The 23611-nt window shown below is 26.7% G+C and carries 24 protein-coding genes; 6 read left to right on the top strand and 18 right to left on the bottom strand.

Annotated elements, in window-relative coordinates; genetic code table 11:
- Position 1: 1 nt before the first annotated feature.
- The 10 genes from HMPREF9709_RS01580 to HMPREF9709_RS01535 form a co-directional block, all read right to left on the bottom strand.
- Positions 2-868 (bottom strand): ATP-binding cassette domain-containing protein, encoded by an 867-nt coding sequence (locus tag HMPREF9709_RS01580; protein ID WP_005397272.1) that lies wholly within the window; start codon positions 866-868, stop codon positions 2-4.
- Entirely contained in the window at positions 865-2439 is a 1575-nt protein-coding gene (locus HMPREF9709_RS09480) for a HAMP domain-containing sensor histidine kinase (RefSeq protein WP_005397271.1), read from the bottom strand. The genes HMPREF9709_RS01580 and HMPREF9709_RS09480 overlap by 4 nt, the downstream gene beginning before the upstream one ends.
- Positions 2429-3100: a response regulator transcription factor gene (locus HMPREF9709_RS01570; protein WP_005397269.1), complete on the bottom strand. Its 672-nt coding sequence runs from the start codon at positions 3098-3100 to the stop codon at positions 2429-2431. The genes HMPREF9709_RS09480 and HMPREF9709_RS01570 overlap by 11 nt, the downstream gene beginning before the upstream one ends.
- Positions 3101-3991: 891 nt before the next feature.
- The gene (locus HMPREF9709_RS01565; RefSeq protein ID WP_005397268.1) at positions 3992-4288 is read right to left on the bottom strand and encodes a hypothetical protein; all 297 of its coding nucleotides are present in this window, start codon (positions 4286-4288) and stop codon (positions 3992-3994) included.
- Positions 4260-5069: an Mrp/NBP35 family ATP-binding protein gene (locus HMPREF9709_RS01560; RefSeq protein ID WP_005397267.1), complete on the bottom strand. Its 810-nt coding sequence runs from the start codon at positions 5067-5069 to the stop codon at positions 4260-4262. The genes HMPREF9709_RS01565 and HMPREF9709_RS01560 overlap by 29 nt, the downstream gene beginning before the upstream one ends.
- Positions 5070-5076: 7 nt before the next feature.
- Positions 5077-6084, bottom strand: coding sequence for a type 2 isopentenyl-diphosphate Delta-isomerase (gene fni, locus HMPREF9709_RS01555; protein WP_005397266.1), 1008 nt, complete (start codon positions 6082-6084; stop codon positions 5077-5079).
- A 2-nt stretch (positions 6085-6086) separates the two neighbouring features.
- Positions 6087-6557 (bottom strand): thioredoxin domain-containing protein, encoded by a 471-nt coding sequence (locus HMPREF9709_RS01550; RefSeq protein WP_005397265.1) that lies wholly within the window; start codon positions 6555-6557, stop codon positions 6087-6089.
- 8 nt (positions 6558-6565) lie between these two features.
- Complete coding sequence (prfA, locus tag HMPREF9709_RS01545; RefSeq protein WP_005397264.1) at positions 6566-7642, bottom strand: peptide chain release factor 1; 1077 nt, start codon at positions 7640-7642, stop codon at positions 6566-6568.
- Positions 7627-8442 (bottom strand): peptide chain release factor N(5)-glutamine methyltransferase, encoded by an 816-nt coding sequence (gene prmC, locus HMPREF9709_RS01540; RefSeq protein WP_005397263.1) that lies wholly within the window; start codon positions 8440-8442, stop codon positions 7627-7629. The genes prfA and prmC overlap by 16 nt, the downstream gene beginning before the upstream one ends.
- A complete protein-coding gene (locus HMPREF9709_RS01535) occupies positions 8432-9328 on the bottom strand; it encodes a DUF1385 domain-containing protein (protein WP_005397262.1) in 897 nt (298 codons plus the stop codon). Before HMPREF9709_RS01535 ends, prmC begins: the two co-directional genes overlap by 11 nt.
- Positions 9329-9500: 172 nt before the next feature.
- Between HMPREF9709_RS01535 and HMPREF9709_RS01530 the strand changes: the two genes are divergently transcribed.
- The 3 genes from HMPREF9709_RS01530 to HMPREF9709_RS01520 all read left to right on the top strand — a co-directional run bounded on the left by HMPREF9709_RS01530 (position 9501) and on the right by HMPREF9709_RS01520 (position 11923).
- The gene (locus HMPREF9709_RS01530) at positions 9501-10037 is read left to right on the top strand and encodes an FAD/NAD(P)-binding protein (protein ID WP_005397261.1); all 537 of its coding nucleotides are present in this window, start codon (positions 9501-9503) and stop codon (positions 10035-10037) included.
- Between the two features lie 65 nt (positions 10038-10102).
- Positions 10103-10945: an FAD/NAD(P)-binding protein gene (locus HMPREF9709_RS01525; protein WP_005397260.1), complete on the top strand. Its 843-nt coding sequence runs from the start codon at positions 10103-10105 to the stop codon at positions 10943-10945.
- A gap of 66 nt (positions 10946-11011) precedes the next feature.
- Positions 11012-11923 carry a helix-turn-helix domain-containing protein gene (locus tag HMPREF9709_RS01520; RefSeq protein WP_005397259.1) on the top strand — a complete coding sequence of 304 codons (912 nt, stop codon included), beginning with the start codon at positions 11012-11014 and terminating at the stop codon, positions 11921-11923.
- Positions 11924-12005: 82 nt separating this feature from the next.
- Here the strand turns inward: HMPREF9709_RS01520 and HMPREF9709_RS01515 are convergent, their stop codons facing one another.
- Complete coding sequence (locus HMPREF9709_RS01515; protein WP_005397257.1) at positions 12006-12851, bottom strand: amidase domain-containing protein; 846 nt, start codon at positions 12849-12851, stop codon at positions 12006-12008.
- 126 nt (positions 12852-12977) lie between these two features.
- The gene (locus HMPREF9709_RS01510) at positions 12978-13451 is read right to left on the bottom strand and encodes a DUF5067 domain-containing protein (RefSeq protein ID WP_005397256.1); all 474 of its coding nucleotides are present in this window, start codon (positions 13449-13451) and stop codon (positions 12978-12980) included.
- Between the two features lie 266 nt (positions 13452-13717).
- Here HMPREF9709_RS01510 and HMPREF9709_RS01505 point away from each other — a divergent pair, with 266 nt between their 5' ends.
- Positions 13718-14035 carry a hypothetical protein gene (locus HMPREF9709_RS01505; RefSeq protein WP_040463778.1) on the top strand — a complete coding sequence of 106 codons (318 nt, stop codon included), beginning with the start codon at positions 13718-13720 and terminating at the stop codon, positions 14033-14035.
- A 141-nt stretch (positions 14036-14176) separates the two neighbouring features.
- Here the strand turns inward: HMPREF9709_RS01505 and galE are convergent, their stop codons facing one another.
- From galE to HMPREF9709_RS09475, 6 genes are all read right to left on the bottom strand, one after another.
- Complete coding sequence (gene galE / locus HMPREF9709_RS01500; RefSeq protein ID WP_005397248.1) at positions 14177-15193, bottom strand: UDP-glucose 4-epimerase GalE; 1017 nt, start codon at positions 15191-15193, stop codon at positions 14177-14179.
- A gap of 98 nt (positions 15194-15291) precedes the next feature.
- Positions 15292-16092, bottom strand: a complete 801-nt coding sequence (locus HMPREF9709_RS01495) for a hypothetical protein (RefSeq protein ID WP_005397246.1) — start codon at positions 16090-16092, stop codon at positions 15292-15294.
- 105 nt (positions 16093-16197) lie between these two features.
- Positions 16198-18753 carry an ABC transporter permease subunit gene (locus tag HMPREF9709_RS01490; protein WP_005397244.1) on the bottom strand — a complete coding sequence of 852 codons (2556 nt, stop codon included), beginning with the start codon at positions 18751-18753 and terminating at the stop codon, positions 16198-16200.
- A 93-nt stretch (positions 18754-18846) separates the two neighbouring features.
- A complete protein-coding gene (locus HMPREF9709_RS01485; RefSeq protein ID WP_005397242.1) occupies positions 18847-19164 on the bottom strand; it encodes a hypothetical protein in 318 nt (105 codons plus the stop codon).
- Positions 19165-20337: 1173 nt separating this feature from the next.
- Positions 20338-20541, bottom strand: a complete 204-nt coding sequence (gene rpmE, locus HMPREF9709_RS01480) for a 50S ribosomal protein L31 (RefSeq protein ID WP_005397240.1) — start codon at positions 20539-20541, stop codon at positions 20338-20340.
- Positions 20542-20813: 272 nt separating this feature from the next.
- Positions 20814-21380, bottom strand: coding sequence for a hypothetical protein (locus HMPREF9709_RS09475; RefSeq protein WP_157573221.1), 567 nt, complete (start codon positions 21378-21380; stop codon positions 20814-20816).
- A 487-nt stretch (positions 21381-21867) separates the two neighbouring features.
- Between HMPREF9709_RS09475 and HMPREF9709_RS01470 the strand changes: the two genes are divergently transcribed.
- Together HMPREF9709_RS01470 and HMPREF9709_RS09770 are read left to right on the top strand one after the other, a co-directional pair.
- Entirely contained in the window at positions 21868-23091 is a 1224-nt protein-coding gene (locus HMPREF9709_RS01470) for an aminopeptidase (RefSeq protein WP_005397235.1), read from the top strand.
- A 10-nt stretch (positions 23092-23101) separates the two neighbouring features.
- Positions 23102-23611: aminopeptidase (locus tag HMPREF9709_RS09770; RefSeq protein ID WP_005397234.1), on the top strand; the 510-nt coding region annotated here is incomplete at its 3' end.

Raw genomic sequence — 23611 nt, 5'->3', positions numbered from 1 at the left:
CTTAGTGCTCCATTTCATATTGTTCTAAAGCATTCAAAGTCATAATTTCTATATCGTTATTACTTCTTCTGTAGTTTTGATTGTGCTGACTCAATAATTTTGCTATTTCAATTTCTTCAATTTCATTGTTACAACTCACTGCTATAGTATCTTGAGGTGCTTTCTTTAAGCTAAAGTTTTCTAATTTTTTAGAAATTTCTTCATTATTTTCAAATACAATTACAGAATTTCCACAGTATCTTCTAAACAGTTCATCTTTTTGACCATATTCAATTAATTTTCCATCATCTAAAAATATTATTTTATCTGCTAAATTATCTAATTCTGAGTAATAGTGTGATGTAATCAATAAAGTAGTTTTTTTATCTTTGTACCATTCCACCAATTTATCCATTAATCTTTGCCTTGTGACAAAATCTAATCCTGATGTAACTTCATCAAGCATTACAATATCTGAATCTTGACTTAAAACAAGAATAAGTGTCATTCTTTGTTTTTGTCCGCCAGATAAATGCTTAAATTTCTTTTTTAGACTGTCCTTAAAATCAAAAAATTCAATCATTTCCATGGCAAGACTATTTTCTTCCAATTTTTGACCAAGTATTGCTTCCATAACATATCTGATTGGCATCATATCGTTGTATTCGTTATATTGCATATGCACAGCCATCTCTTCAGGTCTCAAATTTGATCTAATGTTTCCAGAATAGTCAACAAGGCCTAATATGCTATTGATTAGTGTTGTCTTACCAGCTCCATTTGCACCAATTATACCTACTCTATCACCATCTTTTATTTCAAGCTTTTTATCTATATTAAGTGCAACTTTGTCTTTAAATTGTACTTTTAAGTTTTCAATAGTAATCATTGCCTTCCCCTTTTATAAACAATAAATTTTACAGTATCGCTTTTTTCTTCCACTTCTATTTCCATTTTCAATAAATCGACAAAAGATTTTACTAAATATAGTCCTAACCCATGTCCACTTTCTCCTATATTTCCCGTCACAAATGGTTCAAAAATTACTTCCCTAATATTTTCTTCTATTGTTGCCGGCATATTTTCAACAGAAATATTATCATCTGAAAGAGTGACTGTAATTTTTCCATTTGTTTTCGTATATGAAGTAGCATTTTTCACTAAATTATCTATTATATGATAAATAATATCTCCATCAGTTTTCCAAAGAGCACTATTAACTATTGTAAAATCAAGATTTTTATCTGAAATTTCAATATGATGTTCATTTTTAATCCTTAAAGATAAATCATATAAATCAACTTTTTCTTTTTTTTGAGACTTTGAAATATTGTTCATTTCAAGTATTTCAGAAAGAATTCTTTTCATTGAGTTAAGCTCTTTTTTTACCTCAGGTAAATATTTTTCTTTATCTGCAAACTTTCCAACTTCTAATATCATACTATCAACTAACAAACTAGCTGTAGCAACTGGAGTTTTAAGTTGATGAGAAAAAGATCTCATAAATATTTCTTTTCTCTTTGCTTCACTTTCTAATTTATTAATTGATTCATTTTGCTTTAAATATAAATCATTTAAAGAGCTTGCTAATTCAGCAATCTCATCGTTTCCTTTAACCGTTATAGGGTTAAACTCTTTGTATTCATCATATTTACGCTTCTTTGCATCATTTGATAATTCACGTATTGGAGAAACAATCTTCTTTGAAAATATAGTTGAAATGGCTAATGATAAAAGCACAATCATAGGTATTATAACTGGTAATGCTTCAATCATAACCGGTTGAATCTCTGTAGGTTTTGGATTTACTGTATTCGCCATACTTATATAATATTCATCATTTTTTTCAGAAAATGCCAAATATGTTAAATATTCTGTATTTGAATTTACATTTTCAATACCCGATTGTATTACAGAGAAATTTTTTCCAAAGTTATAAAACTTATACTTTTCATTTTGAAATCTAATATTGTCATCATATACATGAAATTTTGCATTCAAATCATTTTTTAATGATTCAGCCGTATCTTTGAATCGTGCAGACAATATTTCTATAAATTGATTAAAAAAATTTTCAAAGTTCTTTTCAATAACTTCTCTATCAAAATTATCAACATCAATTTTAGAAAATTCATTCTCTATATTTTGAATAATTTTTTTTACTTCGGTATTGCCTAATTCTAAACTTCCTTCAAATGCATAGCTTGAAAAATCTAACTTATATGTTTTTTTGTCTAACTTAAACCCAATAGAATTTCCAGCTCCTTTTTCTTCATCTCCTTTAAACTTACCTTCGTTAAGAAAACTTTGATGATTTTCTTTTACCGCTTGTAAATTATCGAATGCCTTGTAATCCGTGTAAAGCGATGGAACCATAAAAATCATATATATGATTAATATCGCACCTACTACAAAAGATATTATTAAGCTATAAATAAATGTCTTTTGATTAAGTTTCATCTTCTATATCCTTCCATCTATATCCAAGACCAATAATTGTCTCTATCGTGTTAAAAGGAAGCTTCTTCCTTATATTTTTTATATGAGCATCTACACTTCTAGTACTTCCAATATATGAATCATCAAAAATCAGATCTATTATATTGTCTCTTGTATAAACTCTCTTTGGTGAATCATAAAACAATTTTAAAATCAAAAATTCAGTTAAAGTAAAATTCAAATCTTCACCTTTATATAAAACTCTATAGGACTCTTCATCAATCACTAAAGAATTATCTTTTATTTTCAAATCAGCATTAATCCTTCTAACTAAAACCTCTATCCTTTTTAATAAAATTATTGGAGATGCTGGTTTTGTAATATAATCATCCGCAAACAAATTGAATGCTTCCACTTGCGTAGCCTCATCTTCATAGGCCGTAAGCATAATCACTCCTATATTACTCTTTTTTACATCTCTAATATATTTCAACACTTCTAATCCAGTTTTTTTCGGCACTCTTATATCAAGAATGGCAATATCAAAATCTTCCTTTTCAATTAAATTAATTGCCTCCTCTCCATCTTCACATCCAACAACCTCATACCCTGTGAGTGTCATATATTCAGTAAGTACTTCTCTAATCATTTTTTCATCTTCTAAAAATAATATCTTTGTCATGTCCATTTCCTTTTCAATTATAATTTAACAGGTCAAAATGAATTCCGTATGAATTTTGTATGTATATTACTATTATATTTCAAAAAAAGTGGTCGGCAAAAAATAATAGAAGCTTTGAGTAAATATTTTTGAAACTCCCCATTAAAAAGATGCTTTACATGTGGGAATGTCGAAATGGTGATGAACTATTTAATTCTCTAAGCTTTAAAATACGCTTTACATGTGGGAATGTCGAAATGCTGATTACACATGTACAAATTTTATGATAATTACATGTGTAAATGCGGAAAATGGAAATAGACATGTAGACATTTTTTGTCATTACATGTGTAAATGAGAAAACGCATATTACACATGTACAAATTTTCTTATAATTGCATGCGTAAATAGAAAAATTGGAAATACACATGTAAACAAAACATTGCGATTACATGTGTGAATGGGAATATGACGTTTACACATGTAAAATTGCTGAAAAACGTACATGTCTAAAATGGATAATTGCATTTACACATGTAGAGGTCCAAAAATCTTACATGTGTATAAGGAAAATCTTAAAATACACATGTAAAATGGTTAAAAATCTTACATGTGTAAATAAAGTATTTAGAAATACATATGTAATAATGAATTTATATGGGAATTTCCTGATTAAAACGCTAAACTGTAAATAATCAGGAAATTCCAACAAAACATTCCTCAAAAAATATCGGCTCATCAATTTCAGTTGGGGTTCTATTTTCCCATAAATAGCACCCCAACTGATATTGATAAACCAAAATATCTGCTGGAAATTATCCCTCCCAACAGATATTGATGAACCAAATATCAATCAATATAAAAAAGACTTAAGCAAAATAACATTTTTGTCATTTTACATAAGTCTTCTAATTACATAAATAATCTAAAAATAATCAAACCTATACCAATTAATCCGTATATCGACATCATAAATAAATATTTTTTTCCGCCATTGTTTTTATAGTAAATGTATTGATTAATCCCCATACAAATAAATACTAGACCTAACATAATATAGGATGCAAAGTGTGTCTTTTTATTATATATTTCATAAATAATGACACCTATAGTGGCAAAAATAAGTAAATCTGTGGCGATAATAAATTTTAATTGCCCTTTTGTTGCTATTTTATTTTGATTATCTTTGTTCAGTTTGTTCAAATTCATAAATTCTCTCTATTGTATTTTTCATATATGATTTTTTCAAATCTTCAATTTTACCTTCATCTACATGTTTAGGAATGTCTGGATCAATTGGGATTTCACCGATTAATTCAACATCATTATCGATTAATAGTTTTTTAGTTTTACTTTCTCCAAAAATATTGTATCGAGTGCCTGTATCTGGAGCTATAAAATATGAGAAGTTTTCAACAACGCCAATGACAGGGACATTTAGTTTTTTTGCCATGTTCATTGCTTTTTCAACTATTATTGAAACTGATTCTTGAGGACTTGTCACAACTATCATTCCCATTAATGGAATACTTTGAAATACATTAAGTTGAGGATCTGAAGTTCCTGGAGGTAAGTCCACAAACATATAGTCAACTTCTCCCCATGCGATATCTTGCCAAAACTGTCTAATTGCGGCGGTTAATATCGGTGCTCTCCAAACTACTGAAGAAGCTTCATCATCTATTAATAAATTGGTTGATACTATTTTAATTCCATTTTTGGATAATGCAGGAACAGTTCCTTTTTCTGTAAATTTTAATTTATCTTTTAATCCAAAGGCTTTAGGAATGGATGGTCCTGTAATATCAGCATCTAAAATGGCGGTAGTTTTACCTTCTTTGTTCATTTCAGAAGCAAGAAGTGATGTGACTAAAGACTTTCCAACACCACCTTTACCACTTACTATAGCAATAACATTTTTTACATTACTATTTTTATTTTGTTCTAATCTAAATATCGCTCTTTTTTCTCTATTATCTAAATTCCTCATGCTATTCCTAAATTATTTCTTTTAATTTACCTATAATTTTATATTCTACATTTTTTAATTCTTTTATATCTGTTACACCAAGTAAAAACATTAAAACTTTAGTTTTGTAGATTAAACCATTTAAATATGATTTTGCTTGTTCATATCCGCCATGTAAAACATATCGCAAGACTTCACCACTTATGCCAACATAATCAGCACCTAAAACAAATGATTTAACAATATCCAAGCTAGTTTTTATGCCTCCACTGGCAATTATTTTCACGTCTTTATCTACATTTCTAGCATTTATTATAGCTTTCGCAGTTGGTATCCCCCAAGAATATAAATCAGAAAAATCATTTCTATAGTTTCTTAAATTTTCCATTTCTATAAAATTTGTACCACCAGCACCAGATAAATCTATATATTTAACTCCAGCTTTAATAAGTTTCCTTATTGTTTCTTCAGACATTCCCATTGATTTTTCCTTTATCAATAAATTGTCTGAATATTTTGTAGTTAATTTACTAATATTTTCTAAAACGCCTTTACATTTAGTATCTCCATCATAACTAACTGCTTCTTGTGCTGCATTTAGATATAAGGAAATACCTTTAGCATCTATTGCCTTCATTGCTCGATCGATTTCTTCTGGCTTTGCTTTTGCACTTAAATTTGAAATTAAAACAATATCTTTTTCTAAATCATCATCAATGTGTCCAATAAATAGCTCAGAGATTTTACTGTCAAGACTATCCTCTTGTGAACCAACCGCTAAAGGCAAATTAAGTTCCTTCGCAATTGTATAAAGCACGCTATTAATTTCCATTCCTCTTTCAGTTCCACCAGTCATCGCATTGATTATCAGTGGGAATGAAATCTCTTTTCCAAAAATTTCTGATTTTGTATCAATATCTTCAAAATTTATTTCTGGAAGAGAATTATGCTCTATATAAACATCATCAAATAAGGTGTCTCCCTGATATGAACTTATTAATGAATTGTCGATATATAAATCTCTCATATTAGTCATTTTTATTCCTTTATAAAATCCTCAAATTTTTGAGATAATTCTGCAATATCAAACTTTCCTTGATATTCATCAATATTAGCATTTTTCACAAATAATATAGTTGGTAAAATGGGTTCAGTAAATGATTCTGCAATTTTATTTTTATCATTTTGATCAAGTTCATTAAATTTTATAAAATATGTATGTTTTATACCAAATTCATTCGCCATTTGATAAAAATTTGGAATAAGTTCTTCGCAAAATTCACATTGTAAACTAGATGCAACAACAATAAAATTATTTGTTTGATTTTTTAATTTTGAAAAATCTTCATAGTCAATAAAATCTACTTTAACGTCTTTTATATCTGTTTTATATGCTTTAAGTAAATAATCTGAGGCAGTTTTATCTCCATCCTGTGGTAATTCCTTAACTTCTCTACATCCTGCTAAAACAAAAGTAAAAACTATTAATGTAAATAAAATTTTTCTCATTTTTCTTCCTATTTGTTTTGTGATAATTCTAATTTCTTTGTTTGATCTTCTAAAATTAAAGCATCAATCATTTCTTGAATATCACCATTTAAGAAATTATCTAATTGATAAATTGTTTTGTTAATTCTATGATCAGTAACTCTTCCTTGTGGGAAATTGTATGTTCTGATTTTTTCTGATCTATCACCAGTACCTACTTGTGTCTTTCTATCTTCAGAAAGCTCTTTTTGTTGTTGTTCAAGCTTGAAATCATAAAGTTTAGCATACATAATATTCATAGCTTTTGCCTTATTTTTTATTTGAGATCTTTCATCTTGACAAGCAACCACTATACCAGTCGGCAAGTGAGTAATCCTCACAGCAGAGTCGGTAGTATTTACGTGTTGTCCACCCGCACCGGAAGATCTATAGTAATCGATTCTAAGCTCTGTAGATTCATCAATTTCAATATCTATCTTTCCTGCTTCTGGTAAAACAGCAACTGTAGCTGTAGAAGTGTGGATTCTACCTTGTGTTTCAGTTTGAGGCACTCTTTGTACACGATGTACACCAGATTCATATTTCAATTTTGAATATGCACCTTCACCTTTAACCATAAATATTACTTCTTTTACCCCACCTGTACCTTGCTCAGAATACTCGATTTCTTCTGTTTTATATCCATTATTATTAGCAAACATTTGATACATTCTGTATAAGTCTCCTGCAAATAAAGCAGCTTCGTCTCCACCTGCACCAGATCTAATTTCTACAAATACGTTTTTATAATCATTTGGATCTTTTGGTATAAGTAAGAATGTAATCTTTTCTTCTAATGATTCTAATTTATCTTCAGCTTCACCAATTTCTTCATGCAAAAGATCTTTCATTTCTTGATCTTCTGCCATTTCAAGCATTTCCTTATTTTCCTTAATTGTGTCTTCATTTTTTCTATATTCTTCATAAGCTTTTACAAGAGGTCTTAAATCAACATATTCTCTATTAACCTTTTGCCACTCATCCATATTTGCAATTAAGTCAGGATTTGCTAAATCCTTTTCTAATTCATAAAATTTATTTTTTGTATTTTCTAATTTTTCAAACATAATTCACCTACAACTATCCTATCTAAGCTATTATAATCTTGTTTCACTTTAATTTTATTATATCCATTTTTCAAAAGCAAACTTGATACTATCTCTGCCTGCTTATATCCTATTTCTAAAAATATCTTCCCATTTTCATTTAAATATTTTGTAGATTGAGAAATAATCTCCTCATATATTTCATAACCTTTTTCTCCACCAATAAGTGCATTTTTAGGCTCAAAATATAAGACTTCATCTACGGCATCATATTCTTCTTCACTTAAATACGGAGGGTTTGATACGATAATGTCAAATTTCCCTTCAATATTTTCAAATAGATCGGAATTTATAAATTCAACATTTGCATTGAATTTATCAGCATTTTCTTTAGCCACTAGTAATGCATTTTTAGAAATATCACTCGCAAAAACTTCTGTATCTTCTTTAGTCTCCAAATCTAGTGATATCGCTATTGCTCCACTACCTGTACCAATATCCAATATTTTTTTATCGCAAAGATTTTCTTTTAATATCTCTTCTACTATTAATTCAGTTTCTGGTCTTGGAATAAGCACATTTTCATTTACAATAAAATCTCTTCCATAAAAATTCCATTCTCCGATTGCATATTGTAATGGCATTTTCATCTTAATCTTTTCTTGTATATCAAAAAATCTTGCTAATATATCATCTGATACTATCATTTCCCTATTTTTATGTATATCTGACATAGAGAAATCTAAGATATATTGAAGTACAATTTTTGTATATCTAAAATCCCCATCTAAGAGATCTGCTATTGTCACACTACCATTCATCAGAATTATCCTCAGGAATTACCATTTTCATAGCTTCAATCGCAACTTCAATCATATCATCTGTCGGCTCTTTAACAGTCCCAATATATTGCACAAACATACCAGGTTTTGCTAATATCTTAGCTAAAAATGAATCAGATTTTCCCATCCATCTATTTAATTCATAAGTTATCCCCATTAATAAAGGTATGATTAGTATACGTGTTATGACTCTAACGATGGGATTTGGCCAACCAAAGAAAGCCAATACAAACGCTGATATGATTACCATATTAAACATGAAGGAAGTACCACAACGAGGATGAAGTTTTGAATGTTTTCTTACATTTTCAACTGTTAATTCTTCCCCATATTCATAACATGCAATAGTTTTATGTTCGGCACCATGGTACTCAAAAACTCTTTTAATATCTTTTAATTGAGCAATACCTATTACATACAATAGGAAAAAGACAATTCTAACTAAACCTTCAATTAAATTAAGTACAAATACTGAGCTTATCTTATCTTTAAATAAATTTGAAAACCAAGTTGGCACATAAAAGAAAAGCAATAAAAACCCAGCAAATATTAAAAAAGATAGTATACTATAAAAGATTTCAGAAAGCTTTGATTGTTTCTTTTCTTCCTCTTCACTAAAACTTAAAGAATAATCTATTGCCTTTGTTCCGTTTTTTATCGCATCTATAAACGCTCCAATTCCTCTAAAGAATGGATATTTAAAAATAGAATATTTATTAGTAATTTCAAATCTATCTATTATTTTTTTTTCTAATTCACCATTTGGTTTTCTAACAACTATTGAAGTCTGATCTGGGCCTTTCATCAGTATGCCTTCATATAGAGCTTGTCCACCAATTGTGGTTTTTTTTATTTCTTTTGACATAATAACTAACTCCTTAACATTTCATTATTATATCATATTTAATATATAGATTAATAGTAAATTATTTAATTTAGTTATTATGGGTAATAATAATTTACATTCAAAATTTTCTTATATAATATAATAAAAATATTAATTATCTTAAATTTCAATTTTTCAATTAGGAGGCAATATGAAAATTGCAATTATTGGTGCAGGTCTTGCAGGATCAAATTTATTAAAATCAATATTAGAACATAAAAACTATGATAATGAACAAATTTACATATTTGAAAAGAATGAAAGATTTGGGCCCGGTGAGCCTTATAAATGTGATACGAAATACAGATTGTTAAATACTAGCAACTATTCAATGAGTATTGAAAAAGGAAATCCTTTTGACTTTAATAATTGGTTAAATGAAAATGAGAAGAAAATTAGCAATTTTGAAAAGATGACACCAAGAGAATACTATGGTGAATACCTTGAAGATAGATTTTCAAAATATTTAAATCACAAAAATGTTATTCGTGTAAATGAAGAAGTTATAGATATTGAAGTTTCAAATGAAAATACATTCTCCATTAAGACTGATAAACAAACAATTGAGAATTTTGACAATGTATTTTTAACAATCGGTCATCCAAAATATAATGATTTCTATAATCTAGAAGGAAAAGATAAATATCAAAATAATCCTTATCCTCTTTCAGAAAACTGGACTCTATAACATCAAAAGATCGAGTTGGCATTATAGGTGCTGGTGCATCATCTATTGATATTTTTAGATATTTAATGCAAGAAAAAAAGATGGAAACTCCAATCTATTTCTTTGTCAGAGAAAGTATATTTCATCAACCATCCATTCCAAATGAAATAGACAATAACTTCACTTTTTCTTTTAGTGATGAATGGATTTCTAAAAATAGCGATAAAAATGGATTTATCAAGTTAGATACTATCATCAATCAAGTTAAAGAAGATCTGCTGAATGAAAACATAGACTTCATGAAATACTATAATCAGGTTAAAGAAAAGACCGTAGAAAACTACAAAAAATTATTAAAAGAAAAATCTGTAGAAATTACATTAATTTCTAAATACTTTATAAGAATTGCCACATTTTTCTCAACCTTATATGCGTCTCTTACTATAAATGATCAAAAGAGATATATGAAGAAATACGATAAAATGTTAGAGCCTTTCTATAATGTTACACCTTACGAAACAAGTAAATGGATTATAGAATGCGTTGAAAAAGGAAAAGTCATTTTTGAAAAGAATTTAGACGAGATTGAAATTAAAAATGGAAAATTCATTGCTAAAGGTGATAATGATATTGAAGTAGATTATTTACTTAATGCAACCGGATTTAATTTTAATTTAGAGGAAAATACAGAAGAAAATACTCTGCTTAAAAATTTATATAATAAAAAAATGATTCAACCAGACGATGAAGGAAACTTTATCAATGTTACAGCCCCAAATCTAAACATTTTAAGTAAAAAATATGGAGAATTGAAAAACTTCTATGTTATCGGCATGTGGGCATATGGCGTTTTAATCAGAGCAAACTCAGCTGATATTATTATTAGAAGCACTAGAGCAGTAGCGGATAGATTTATGGGAGAAAAATAGATGAAATCGTTGTATTCTAATACTTTATTTTATATAATAATATATATATTGTTATAGGAGTATAGTATGGAATACACAGATTTCGGTATGTTTATTAAATTCTTAAGAAAAAAACATCATTATAGTCAAGAAAAAGTAGCTGAAAAAATAGGAGTTACGTCTAGACACTACTCTCGTATAGAAAAAAATGAAGTTGAGCCAACTATATCTGTTTTATATAAACTTGAAAAAATATATTATACAAAAGTTATCGATTATTATATTAATTTATCATTTAAAGATAGATACTACTATAAATGTTTATTTTTAAAGCTTATAAATGCTATTGATGAAAAAAATAGATTAAATTTAAGAAATATAATTGCGGAAATAGAATCAAAACAGTGTTTTAAACAAAAATATGATCAATTATATCTTTTTACAAAATCAATTATTGATATCTGGAACGAAGACTATACATCGGCGCAAGACAAACTACAAAAATCATTATCTTTTTCTAGCAAAAAAATTATATTAAATAAATTAGAAGACGAGTTTTATAATATTATAGAAACACTTTCCATATTGTATATTTCAATATGTGATTATTTCATAACAAATAAGCCTGATTCTATAATATATACCATAAATTATTTTTATGACAATGCTCCAAATGATTCCATTATTTATGAGAAAATCATTTTATTCTATTTAAATACTTTCTTGATCAATAAATCATATATAGAAGGTGAGAAATTTACATTTAATATTTTAGAAGAATTCGAAAGTAATAATAGTCTAAAAAACATTTATAAACTACACTTTTTTATTGGCATATTTAAGCAATATAATGGTGATAAATTGTCAAAAATGCACTTTAATAACTCTCTCACATTATTGAAAATATTTAATAAAAAAGATTTATTAGTTTATTATCAATCACTTTTAGAAAAAATAAATGATGAAAAGTTATCTGATACTGTTAAATTTATATTTTAAACTAATCAGGACCACCCGTCTAACGTGTGGTCCTGATTTATCTATTATTAAAAATAATAATAGCATACTATTGTGTTTAATTTTAATCAAGATAAATTCCCGCTTTAATTATTTGTGAAACAAAGTTTGTACAATCTCCATTTCCGATCTTTCCAAAGTCAGGATAATTTCGATTATAATTCTTAGCATGTTTGTTTGCATAGTTTACCATAGCTGCTCTATTAAATTCATTTTTTCTATATGCAAAAGGCATTGCTAATTTATGATTTACTACTTCAAAATTATTATCTCTTTTATTTAATAAATATTTTTGAACTTGTAAATCATTTTGTGATTTTGCTTTTTCTCTTTCTTCTGATTCTTTATCAATAAGTTTATCCATATCAGCCTTCATTAATACTTTCTCTTCTATATCTTGAGGTTGATAATCAATTAATTCCATAGTTCTTTTATCAAATATAAATTTACATTTACTATTTTCAAAAGTGATATCTTCACTTTTTATCCCATTTATTGTATAAATTGATTGCTTATTTCTCTCAACAAAAACTATTATTTTATTTCCTTCATAAGTAATATCTTTATTTATATCTTCTTTTATTATTTCTTCTTCAATATCACTTTTTGTGTTAATTACTTCTTGTAATTTGATATATTTTAATAAATATTCTTCTAAATTTTTATTACGAACTTTTAATTTAGAAAAAATTGAATCATTTGATGTTTTTATAGATTTAAATTTTGAACTCTTTTTCGTATTAATTTTCTTATCTTGTTCATAAGAATACTTTTCTCTAGTATCAAAAAAATCTTTAATCATAACATCTACTTCTTTTTTTCCTTTTTCTGCATAAACGTTATTTGATATTGTAAATATTACAACCAATAGTAAACATAAACTAAATATAATATTAATGCTTCTCTTCATATTGTCTCCTTATTTATATAATTATTTATTTTAATAGTAATCCATTTTTCTACAATGAATTGATATCTACATCTATATAGTATGTAATAGTATCATCATGAGTTTCTGGATCATCTATCCTAAGTGTTAATGAATCTTTCTCATTATATAAAAAAAAATTCTATTTAGTCCTTCTATTTTCTTTTTTGGCTCTACCTGAGTCCTTTCTTCATCTAAACTTAATTTATCTTGATCAAAATTATTATTCATTTTTGTTAACATCTTATTTTGTAAAAGATCAATTAAAGCTGTTGCATTTGGTGATTCTTTTTCTGAACTTTCATTTACCCAATCATATATAACATTTATTGAAGGTTTATTATCTTTATCAAATATTTTTTCGACTTTTTTAATTGTAACAGTTGATTCTTTTAACTTTATAGGTTCACCAATTTTTGATATTCTTTCATTTTTTTTAAGTTTTCTTCCTTTACTTTTTTTAGAGCTTCTATCCTTTTCATTTTGAACCTTTTGATTTTCTTTCACAGTTTCTTTTTGCGAAGTTTTACCACATCCAACTAAAACAAAAGCTAGTAAAAAAATAATTAGTTTCTTTTTCATAATGTCTTCCTTTCAACATAAAATGTTCATCTAATAATTAACATTATTAAATCTATTGAAATTATATAATATTATTATTTTTTTTAACTATGACAAAAATGTCCTTGCATAATTTTATCATGTGAAGTATAATAAATTTTATTAAGTATTTATCTATTTAAAAAATATTTTGAAAGGAGTATACATAATCAATTTAAATAAAATACGTAATAGAATTTCTGATAATTTATAAATACTATCAAAATGTTTTTTATTTGAAAATGATCATGTCACTATTATCAATGAAAACAATCAATAAATATATGCTTTCATTAATTGTCGAATTATTTTTACTCTTGTTTTATATTTTTTTCCCTAAAACAAGCCTAATATTTGTGGGAGTAAGAGGAAATCAAATAAACATACTTGGATTATTACTTTTCTTCTCTCTACATTATAAACTTGGGTATTATAGAGATGAACAAATTAAAAATGACTTAAAACAATTTCAGAGATTTAATATTATTGTCGATATACTTAGGATTGCTCTTGTTATTATTTCAGTATATCGTCTTCAATTGACTTTGGATATTGGTGTAGTGTAGAGAACATATATATAATATCTAAAAATATATTCTTAAAAAAAAACATATTAGCTTATTAATACAATTTTTAATAAATAAAAAGGCTGTTAACAATAACTTTCCAGTTATTTTATAACAGCCTTTTTTCTATTTCTTGTTAAATTATTTTTCAAATCCATTTGGATTGTTTTCTTGCCAGCGCCAAGCGTCTTTTGCCATTCTTTCAATATCGTATTTTGCTTCCCAACCTAATTCCTTTTTTGCTTTTTCGGTATCACAATATACTGTAGCAATATCTCCTGGTCTTCTTTCTTTTATTTCATATGGAATTTTTTTACCAGATACTTTTTCAAACGCATCTACCATTTCAAGAACAGAGGTCCCTCTACCAGTACCTAAATTGTATAGATTCATTCCTTTGTGTTCTCTAATTTTATTAATTGATGCTACATGACCTAAAGCAAGGTCTACGACATGGATATAATCTCTTACGCCTGTACCGTCTTCTGTATCATAATCATTACCAAATACAGTAAGTTTTTCTAATTTTCCTACCGCTACTTGAGTGATATATGGTGTTAAGTTATTTGGAATGCCTTTTGGATCTTCACCAATTAATCCAGAATCGTGAGCACCAACTGGATTAAAGTATCTTAAGATAACTACTCCCCATTCATTATCAGCAGTATATACATCTTCAATTATTTGTTCAATCATCCACTTTGTCCAACCATATGGATTTGTACAAATGCCCTTAGGTGTTGTTTCTTTTACTGGTACTTCTTTAGGATTACCATAAACTGTTGCAGATGATGAAAATACAATATTTTTTACATTATTATTTCTCATAACATCAAGTAAAACTAAAGTACCATTCACGTTGTTATCATAATATTCAATTGGCTTAGAAACGGATTCTCCTACCGCTTTAAGTCCAGCTAGATGGATAACAATCTCAATTTCTTCCTTTTGAAAGACTTCATTTAATGCTTCTTTATCTCTAATATCTGCTTCATAAAATTTGAAATCTTTTCCTGTAATTTCTTTTATTCTATCTAAAACAATTTTAGAAGAATTATAAAAATTATCTACAATTACAACATCTTCGTCACGATTTAATAGTTCAATCGCAATATGTGAGCCTATATATCCTGCTCCTCCAGTTAATAATACTGACATTCTTACCTTCTTTCGAGTTTTTATTTGTTCTCATACTTTATTATATACTTTTTAGGGCATAAATAAAAGGCTGATGTTTGCACACCCGCCTTTTTAGTTTAAGAATTAATTTCTTTTAAAATTTGTTCTAATGTAAAACTCTTATCTGGAGAAAATTTCTTACTATCTAAACTTTGCTTAAATATGTAATCTTTACCCTCTTCATCTTTTAAATTTTCTTTTCCAATATTATCCTTTGTAAGAGATTTAGCTTTTGGACATTCTGCATCAAACTCAAGAATTGAAAAACTCATATTGAGACTTTGGTATACATCATTTAATTTATCTAAAATAAATATGTAAACTCCATCTTTTTTTAATTCTTTATAGTAATTTGGATATAATATTTTTAGCAAGGTATTTTTTCTTTCTTCTTCAGATAATTTATTGTACCCATTTGCTTCATTAAATTTATCTGTATTTCCTTTCATATAATTTTTTACAGAAATTATTCCGCCAGGTTGATAAATTGTATCTAATTTTAGATTATCATCACCTTTCAACACATTTATGACTTCAACCTTAATTGGAGTATTAACTACAATATCATCTTTGTTTTTTACAGCGTCTTCTTTTCCTAAAACTCTTGCAATTACAATACTATTTTCATCTTTAGCCATTTCTTTCAAATCTTCGCTATAAGCCAATTCTATTTGTACATTGGTAATATCTTCTAACTTCTTTTCCTCTGGTGAAGAATTTAGATAAATATATTCACATTGTATTTGATTTTCCTTTTCTGTAGTATCTACGATTTTTTCTTTCTCTGAATCTGTTTTATCTAACTCTTTTCTTTCATTATTTGTACATCCCACCATTAATAATAAAATGAGTAATAATACTAGTAAACTTCTACGCATCTTTCGCCTCCTAGAAAATATTTTTATTATTACCTTCAATTAGATTATATATAAACGTATCTTAGAAAGCGATTACAGAATGGATACAAAGTGATAAAAAATAAATTACTGATTTTTTATTTTCGAGAAAATCCCTCCAAAAAGTGACATTATAATAGTCCACATAGACAATATTTTAATACTATTGTTAATGATAATCATTGGATTCTTTTCATGTAACATTAAACTATTATTTGCAATTTCACTTGTATTCAAATATGTAATAGGATTAAATAAATTTATTATATTCGATTTTATAAGAACATTAATTGCTAACCCAGAAAATATTATTACAATAAATTTTATTAGTAATTCTTTCTTGTTTTTAGAACTAATAGAAATGAATGTAATCAAACTACATATGAATGTTAATTGTAGTAAAAATATGAAAATATATCTAATGAAATATTTCCATAATGGAATTAAATTAATTGTTTTCGCAAATTCACTGCTTGATAATAGCTCTTTGTTTGTTGCAATTTTCATATACTCTACAACAGGATAATTAATTTCACCTATTCCTGCATTAAAATATGAAATGATAAAAATTATACCATAAAATAGTAGAACTAAGATCAAAGCTACTAAAATTTGAGAAAAAATTCTTAATAAATGATTCTTAAATTTAGAAATAGGTTGCAAATTATATAAATCGATGCTTCTATTAGTCTCTTTATCGATTACATATCCATTAAATATAAATAATATTATTAGAGCGAAAATTATCGTCTCTATTTTGTATTCTCTATTTAGTATTTTTAAAACAAATAATGGAGAATTAGACTTTATTGATTCATTCTTCATACTGGTCAACTTGATATTTTCATTTACAAAATTTTCATATTCAGAATATTCGAATGAATTTATCTCCACCGGTTTTAATTTGTGTTCTAAAGCATACTTTAATTTCGCTTCATGTTCAAACCTGCTCATTTTACTTAATTGCCTTGTTGAAAATTTATATTCAAAACTTTCTCCACTAAACATCTCAAACATATATTTTGAATTTTTTAGCATATTTTCATAATATGCTTGAGAATTTCCTCTCTTATAGGCATCTACAATGTTTTTCATTGCATTGTATTGTTCTATCTGATTGTCTAGATTCTTTCTTTTTAACTTATAAGCAATATCTTCACTTTCAACCTGTTGTTCAGACATTTTAAGTGATTTCATCGTTTCTTTTTTATGTCGTTCCAAATCTGTTTCTATTCTATTAATATTATTCTTTAAGTCAGTTACTCGCGTAGCTTTTTCATAGAAAAATTTATTAAAGGAGTCATTTTCATTGTTTAAGATAATATAATTGTAAACTGCCAAAATAATGAGTAAAAGAGTTAGGAATACAAGATTATTTGCCATAAATATTTTTTTTATTTCAAATGTTAGTAAATTTTTTGGCTTAATTTTTATTCCTTTATCACTATAGGATTTAGTTAAGATATTATCTTTATAGTTCAAAATAGAATGAATGATAAAAACTATTCCTAATAGTAAAGGAAGCATATAAATATTTTTAGGATAAATTTCTTGAACATCGTAATAATTATTATGTGCTTTATCAACTATTCTTCCAGTAATAAATCTTATATAATCCATTCCATAAAAAATATTAAACGAATTATTAAATAAAGAAAATTTCTCTGTTAAAATGTTTCCAATAAAAAGTAATGATGATAATGTCAATAACGCGAAGTTTTTATTTTTTACTTTAAGATTAATCAAAATAATAATAGTTGAAAAAATACTTGATATCACAATATAAGTAAAAACTATCTTAGCTAGTAATTCTTTCGCACCAATGAAACGTATACGACTTGAATCAAATATTCTATAAATCTCGTTGAATCCATCAATTTTATATCCTATAAAATATGAAATTATAATCATAATAGAAAATACTATTATTGGATATAACAAAATAACGAACAACATTGTAAGAAACTTAGCATTGATTATCTTTTTTAAATTAATGGCGTTAATTTTTAAGAATTCTATAGTTCCTTCTTCTTTTTCATGTAAGATAATATTATAAAATATTAAGACTAAAAAGAATAAAAAAGGATATCCAAAAATTATATTGCTATTATAGATAAAAACTCGAGCAAAATTAGTAGATAGATAACTGTGAAATACTGACTTTGGATATGTACCATTTTCTTCAGAATACTTATGTTCGTATACTGCCCACTCCCAAGTTTGTCTCTCACCTTCTTCGAATTTTATATTATATTTATTTACAAATTTTTGAGCATCTTTAAAAAACTCAAAATCAATTTTTGTAATTCTTTCTAAAATTTGTTGTTTTTCTACTTTATCTTTTTTATCATATGCTATTTTTGTATAATCTAAAAATTTTGAGGAATAAGGGTTGCTCAACTCTGCTTTTTCAGTATAAATTTTAAATAGTTCATCTGCTATATTTTGATTATCAAGAAATTGCCTATTTACAGCAGTTGAAATAATATAGTCCGCAGGTAGAGTATTGTATTCTCTAAACTCTTTTTCAATCTCTATTTTATCCGTTCTATATAAAACAAAAATAGACATAATAATAGAAAAGATAAATAAATAATATATTATTTTTTGCTTAAAAAGCTTTTTAAATTCAAATTTAATCATGTCTAAATCCTTTATTATTTGTAAAAATGCTCCTGCATTTGCAAGAGCATTTTACAATATTAAGAAAAGTTATATTATTTAAAATAATATATTTCATTCTTTATGTTTTTCTATGAAATAAAATCCGTTTGGATTACTAATCATATTTAAGGTACCTTTGTAATAATGTATACCATTTTCATATTTAATAAACTTCATATACCCATGATAATAGTACCTTCCTTCTTGTACCGTAGTCCAATATCCTCCGTTCCCTTTACTATATGTATAAGATTCTTCATGTATAATAAATGGACGTACAATACCTAATTTCACCGAATCATTCTGTGATTTAGCATATAATACCGTACTATTGACTAACAAAAATGTCATTAAACAAATATATATTATCCTGGTTATTTTACTTTTCATATACTTCTCCTTGTATAATAGTTTCAACAAATAAAACTACTTGCTTATAGTTACAAATTATTATCCTGTAGTATGCTTATCTTGTTAGATAAGTCATTACGTTTTGTTTTGCTTCTTGTTATAAGTTTCATACTTAGTAGCAGACTCTACTTGATGCGATTTAATGTTTAATTTATATTTATAACATAGAATCCTCCTTTCTTTTGATTGATATTAATAAATTTTATACATCCTTTAAATTATATATATTAATATAATACATTTAATTATCTTATGTGAAAAAACGATTTATGTATATTTAATATATTTTCATATTTATATCATATATGAAAACATTAACATTTTCAATATTATTCTTATATTTTTATTAAGATTATAATTAAAAGAGTACAAAACTAGATAATATAATGTATTTATTTTTACATTATAATTTATTATTTGAAATTAAAAATTTATAATTTTCTTATTTAAAATTCATCAATACATAATTATAATTCAATTTAAAATTGAATAGGGACTAATTTCTAGTCCCTTTCACACCACGTTTCCAGAATACCGTTCGGATACTGGGCGGTTTAATATTCTATTATCTAATACTATTTATATTATCTACTTAAACTTATTATCTTGTTTCCAACCTTGAAAATAAAAAACATTTATTCTTATATTCAACTGATGTATAAAATAATATTTCAAAAACTATAATAAAATTTTGTTTAGTCTTTCAATATTTCTAACTACTGTGACCCCTGCTGACTTCTCACTATTTGTAGTTACTACTCGGTCGCTAGTGAGACCTCAAGGGACAAATTCTAGCATTTTCATAGTTTACTTGCAAAATTTATAACTTGGGTTTACACTTATCTTTTGAATCTTTGCTATATTAAACAAGCTTTACGAGCTGTTACGTCTTATATTCTGTTCCTGTTCTTCAAGCCACTAATTCACTATTGTTTCCTCTTTCTTAAATGTCAACATATAAAACTTATAAGTCTATCGGGAATCCGTCGGTAACTACGCTGCTTAGGGATTTCACCTCAGCACTAAAACATGCCTGTCATACAAAAAAATATCTGAAGGAGGTTACCCCCAACAGATATTGATAGGCCAACAGATATTGATAGGCCAAAAAAAAGCGAACAATTTCTTGTTCGCTTCCTTATAATAATTTTCTTATTTTTCAATATTGTATTTTTTCTTAAATCTTTCTACTCTACCACCACGTTCAGCAGTTCTTTGTTTTCCTGTATAGAAAGGATGACATTCAGAACAAACTTCTACCTTGATTTCTTCAACTGTTGATGTAGTAGTAAAAGTATTTCCACATGCACATGTTACTGTTGCTTCATATGTCTTTGGATGTAATTCAGCTTTCATTATTTCACCTCTTTCACTTTAAATACTTTCTTGTCTAGTAACCATGTAATTATAGCATAGCAATTATCTTTTTGCAAATTTTTAATTACGGTAATAGACAACTTAGTAAGTCAAAAATTTTGTTGAACAATCCCATTTGCTAATAAATTATATAGAAATAAATTAAGCTGTTTTGGAACTGCAATTTAATTTTACCCGATTTTATTTTATTAAATCAAATATTTTTGTATTATGTAATTTACAACATGTTGATCAATACTTTTTCTCTCACTTTATAAAGTAATTATTAAGTTTTCACCTAATTCTAACCCATTGAGTTGATATAGGTTTATTTTATTGATAAATTTCAAAACATAATCTGGATCTTCCATTCTCCCGCAATGCTCCCAATAAATAATTTTATTTGTTTTTTTACTATAAATAGCAAAATCTGGATGAAATGTAATATTATTTATTACAATAGGGCATTCATATTTATATACAATACCTAAATTGTTCAGTTTATCAGCAATAAATTTCTCACTTTTTGATCTCACTCTTTGTCCGTTTTCAGTAAAAATCTCAAGATCATTTATATAGAATTTTTTCTTCTCATATGGAACATTATTCCATTCCTCGATAATTTGATTATTAGTTTTAACTATGGGTTTAACTAACTCTCTTCTTTTTTTATCCAATTTTCCAAATACAAGATCTATTTCATTATCTTCATAATCTTTCAAAATTGCTTTTAATTGTTTATATCTTTTATTAATTAAATTTTTTATTCTTAAATCATATGTTTTTTGAGCTAATTTTTTAATCAGGGCTTGATTTGTTTTAGGAATGTAATTTTTCACTACATCATTATTTGATGATTTTGTTACATGCAAATATTGTATTGAATTATTACTATAAACAAATTCTAATCTACCTTCTACTTCTTCTATATTTTACTATCGTAAATTTTTTTTTTAATTTATCATAATAATAGAATTTTTCTAGCAAAAGTATCTTAAATGTTTTCATTATTTACTCCTTATGTTATATAATTTATTTAATACTATTATCCTATAAATAAAAAATAATGCACTGTCATTATTATGACGAATATTTAATATTTTATTTTACTTTGGTATTTTAAAATTTCAATTTTACCAAGTAGTATTCAATACTTTTCTCTAAAGATATCCAATCACACTCATTATTTTTGATCTGAAAACTAAATATTCGCAAACATTCCTACACAAAATTTACTTTCTAAATTTATTTAGTTAAGAAACTCCAATAAAATGGCATTATTATCAAGAAAGTGATATAATTATTTCAAATTGAATGGAGGTAATTATGAGCTTAAATGATAATATGAAAAAATATGCCGATTTGATTGTAAAAGTCGGATCAAATGTTATGGAAGGAGATATTGTTACAATTAAATGTCCAGTTGAAAGGGATGATTTTGGTAGAATGTTGACGGAGAGCGCATATAAATCTGGAGCAAAGCAAGTTAATATTGATTGGAATGATGGCGTAATTACAAGAATGCATTATGAAAATCAAGACGTTGAAGTTTTAGAGGATATTCCTCAATATAGCTATGATAAGTTGGAATGGTTTGCGAAGGCTGGAGAAAAGAAGATTGGTATAAGTGCTCAGGATCCAGAATTATTTAAGGGTTTAGATACTCAAAAATTACAAAGAGCTTTTAAAGCTTCTGGAGAAAAATATCAACCATTAAGAAAGTATACTATGAATGACATTAATTCATGGACTGTTGTGTCTGTGCCAACTGAAGCTTGGGCTAAAAAGGTATTTCCTGATAGTGAAAATCCTGTAGATGATTTATGGGAAGCTATTTTTAAAACAACAAGAGTTGATCTTGAAGATCCTGTCAAAGCTTGGGAAGAACATATTGAAAAATTATCTATTAAAGCTAATTGGTTAAATGATTTGGATTTGAAGACATTGAAATATAAAGCTTCAAATGGAACTGATTTAGAGATTGAATTACCTGAGGGGCATATATGGACTGCTTCATCAAGTGTAAACAGTAAGGGTGAAGAATTTGTACCAAATATGCCAACTGAAGAAGTGTTTACACTTCCACATAAAGATGGTGTAAATGGTATTGTATATGCTTCTAAACCTTTAATATATAAAGGAAATCTTATCGATGAATTTTGGTTAAGATTTAAAGATGGCGCGGTTGTAGATTTTGATGCAAAAGTTGGAAAAGAAACATTGCAATCTATATTTGATAAGGACGAAAGAGCTAGAAAACTAGGAGAAGTAGCATTAGTTCCATATGATAGTCCAATTTCAAATTCAAACATTTTATTCTACAATACATTGTTTGATGAAAATGCATCATGTCATTTGGCTTTAGGCAAGGCATATCCTACAACAATTAAAAATGGTGAAAATATGAGCGATGAAGAATTGGCAGCACATGGTGTGAATGATTCATTAGCGCACGAAGATTTCATGGTTGGTACACCAGATTTAGATATTATTGGTATAAAAAAAGATGGTACAGAAATACAAATTTTTAAAAATGGTAATTGGGCGTAAGGAGCAGAAAATGAGTTTACAAGAAAAAATTTCAATGCTAGCTGAACTAGCAGTAAAGATTGGTGTTAATGTTCAAAAAGGAGATATTGTAGAAGTACAAACTCCAGTTGAAAGAGTTAATTTAGCAAGAGAAGTCGTACAAAAAGCATATGATGCAGGGGCTAAAAAAGTTATCGTTACATATTTTGATGATGAAGTTAAGTTATTAAATTATACTTATGCTCCAGTAGAAGCGTTAAATGTTCCTGATTATGAATATGAAAAGTATGAAACTTTATTAAAAAATGATTTAAAACAAATATTCATTAAGGCTGTTGATCCAGAATTATTAAAAGATGTTGATCCAAATAAGATTGCTAAAGTTGAACAAGCTAGAGCAACAAAGATGCAACCACTTAAAAACTTTAGAATGAATGATATTACTTCTTGGACAATTATTTCAGCACCAACTGAAAGATGGGCTAAAAAAGTATTCCCAAATAGTGAAAATCCTGTAGATGATTTATGGGAAGCTATTTTT

This window comes from Helcococcus kunzii ATCC 51366 (genome assembly GCF_000245755.1).
GTDB lineage: Bacteria > Bacillota > Clostridia > Tissierellales > Peptoniphilaceae > Helcococcus > Helcococcus kunzii.
This window is presented reverse-complemented; position numbering and strand designations above follow the sequence as displayed.

Bases quoted from the DNA above. Each gene is read 5' to 3' on its own strand.
- HMPREF9709_RS09480 (WP_005397271.1), bottom strand. From the start codon at position 2,439: ATGAAACTTAATCAAAAGACATTTATTTATAGCTTAATAATATCTTTT.
- HMPREF9709_RS01530 (WP_005397261.1), top strand. From the start codon at position 9,501: ATGAAAATTGCAATTATTGGTGCAGGTCTTGCAGGATCAAATTTATTA.
- rpmE (WP_005397240.1), bottom strand. From the start codon at position 20,541: ATGAAAGCTGAATTACATCCAAAGACATATGAAGCAACAGTAACATGT.
- HMPREF9709_RS01550 (WP_005397265.1), bottom strand. From the start codon at position 6,557: ATGAGAAAAATTTTATTTACATTAATAGTTTTTACTTTTGTTTTAGCA.
- galE (WP_005397248.1), bottom strand. From the start codon at position 15,193: ATGTCAGTATTATTAACTGGAGGAGCAGGATATATAGGCTCACATATT.
- fni (WP_005397266.1), bottom strand. From the start codon at position 6,084: ATGACTAATATGAGAGATTTATATATCGACAATTCATTAATAAGTTCA.
- prmC (WP_005397263.1), bottom strand. From the start codon at position 8,442: ATGAATGGTAGTGTGACAATAGCAGATCTCTTAGATGGGGATTTTAGA.
- HMPREF9709_RS01565 (WP_005397268.1), bottom strand. From the start codon at position 4,288: ATGAATTTGAACAAACTGAACAAAGATAATCAAAATAAAATAGCAACA.
- HMPREF9709_RS01525 (WP_005397260.1), top strand. From the start codon at position 10,103: ATGCAAGAAAAAAAGATGGAAACTCCAATCTATTTCTTTGTCAGAGAA.
- HMPREF9709_RS01485 (WP_005397242.1), bottom strand. From the start codon at position 19,164: ATGAAAAGTAAAATAACCAGGATAATATATATTTGTTTAATGACATTT.
- HMPREF9709_RS01520 (WP_005397259.1), top strand. From the start codon at position 11,012: ATGGAATACACAGATTTCGGTATGTTTATTAAATTCTTAAGAAAAAAA.
- HMPREF9709_RS01515 (WP_005397257.1), bottom strand. From the start codon at position 12,851: ATGAAGAGAAGCATTAATATTATATTTAGTTTATGTTTACTATTGGTT.
- HMPREF9709_RS01510 (WP_005397256.1), bottom strand. From the start codon at position 13,451: ATGAAAAAGAAACTAATTATTTTTTTACTAGCTTTTGTTTTAGTTGGA.
- HMPREF9709_RS01580 (WP_005397272.1), bottom strand. From the start codon at position 868: ATGATTACTATTGAAAACTTAAAAGTACAATTTAAAGACAAAGTTGCA.
- HMPREF9709_RS01570 (WP_005397269.1), bottom strand. From the start codon at position 3,100: ATGACAAAGATATTATTTTTAGAAGATGAAAAAATGATTAGAGAAGTA.
- HMPREF9709_RS01535 (WP_005397262.1), bottom strand. From the start codon at position 9,328: ATGTCAAAAGAAATAAAAAAAACCACAATTGGTGGACAAGCTCTATAT.
- HMPREF9709_RS01505 (WP_040463778.1), top strand. From the start codon at position 13,718: ATGTCACTATTATCAATGAAAACAATCAATAAATATATGCTTTCATTA.
- HMPREF9709_RS01470 (WP_005397235.1), top strand. From the start codon at position 21,868: ATGAGCTTAAATGATAATATGAAAAAATATGCCGATTTGATTGTAAAA.
- HMPREF9709_RS01495 (WP_005397246.1), bottom strand. From the start codon at position 16,092: ATGCGTAGAAGTTTACTAGTATTATTACTCATTTTATTATTAATGGTG.
- prfA (WP_005397264.1), bottom strand. From the start codon at position 7,642: ATGTTTGAAAAATTAGAAAATACAAAAAATAAATTTTATGAATTAGAA.
- HMPREF9709_RS01560 (WP_005397267.1), bottom strand. From the start codon at position 5,069: ATGAGGAATTTAGATAATAGAGAAAAAAGAGCGATATTTAGATTAGAA.
- HMPREF9709_RS01490 (WP_005397244.1), bottom strand. From the start codon at position 18,753: ATGATTAAATTTGAATTTAAAAAGCTTTTTAAGCAAAAAATAATATAT.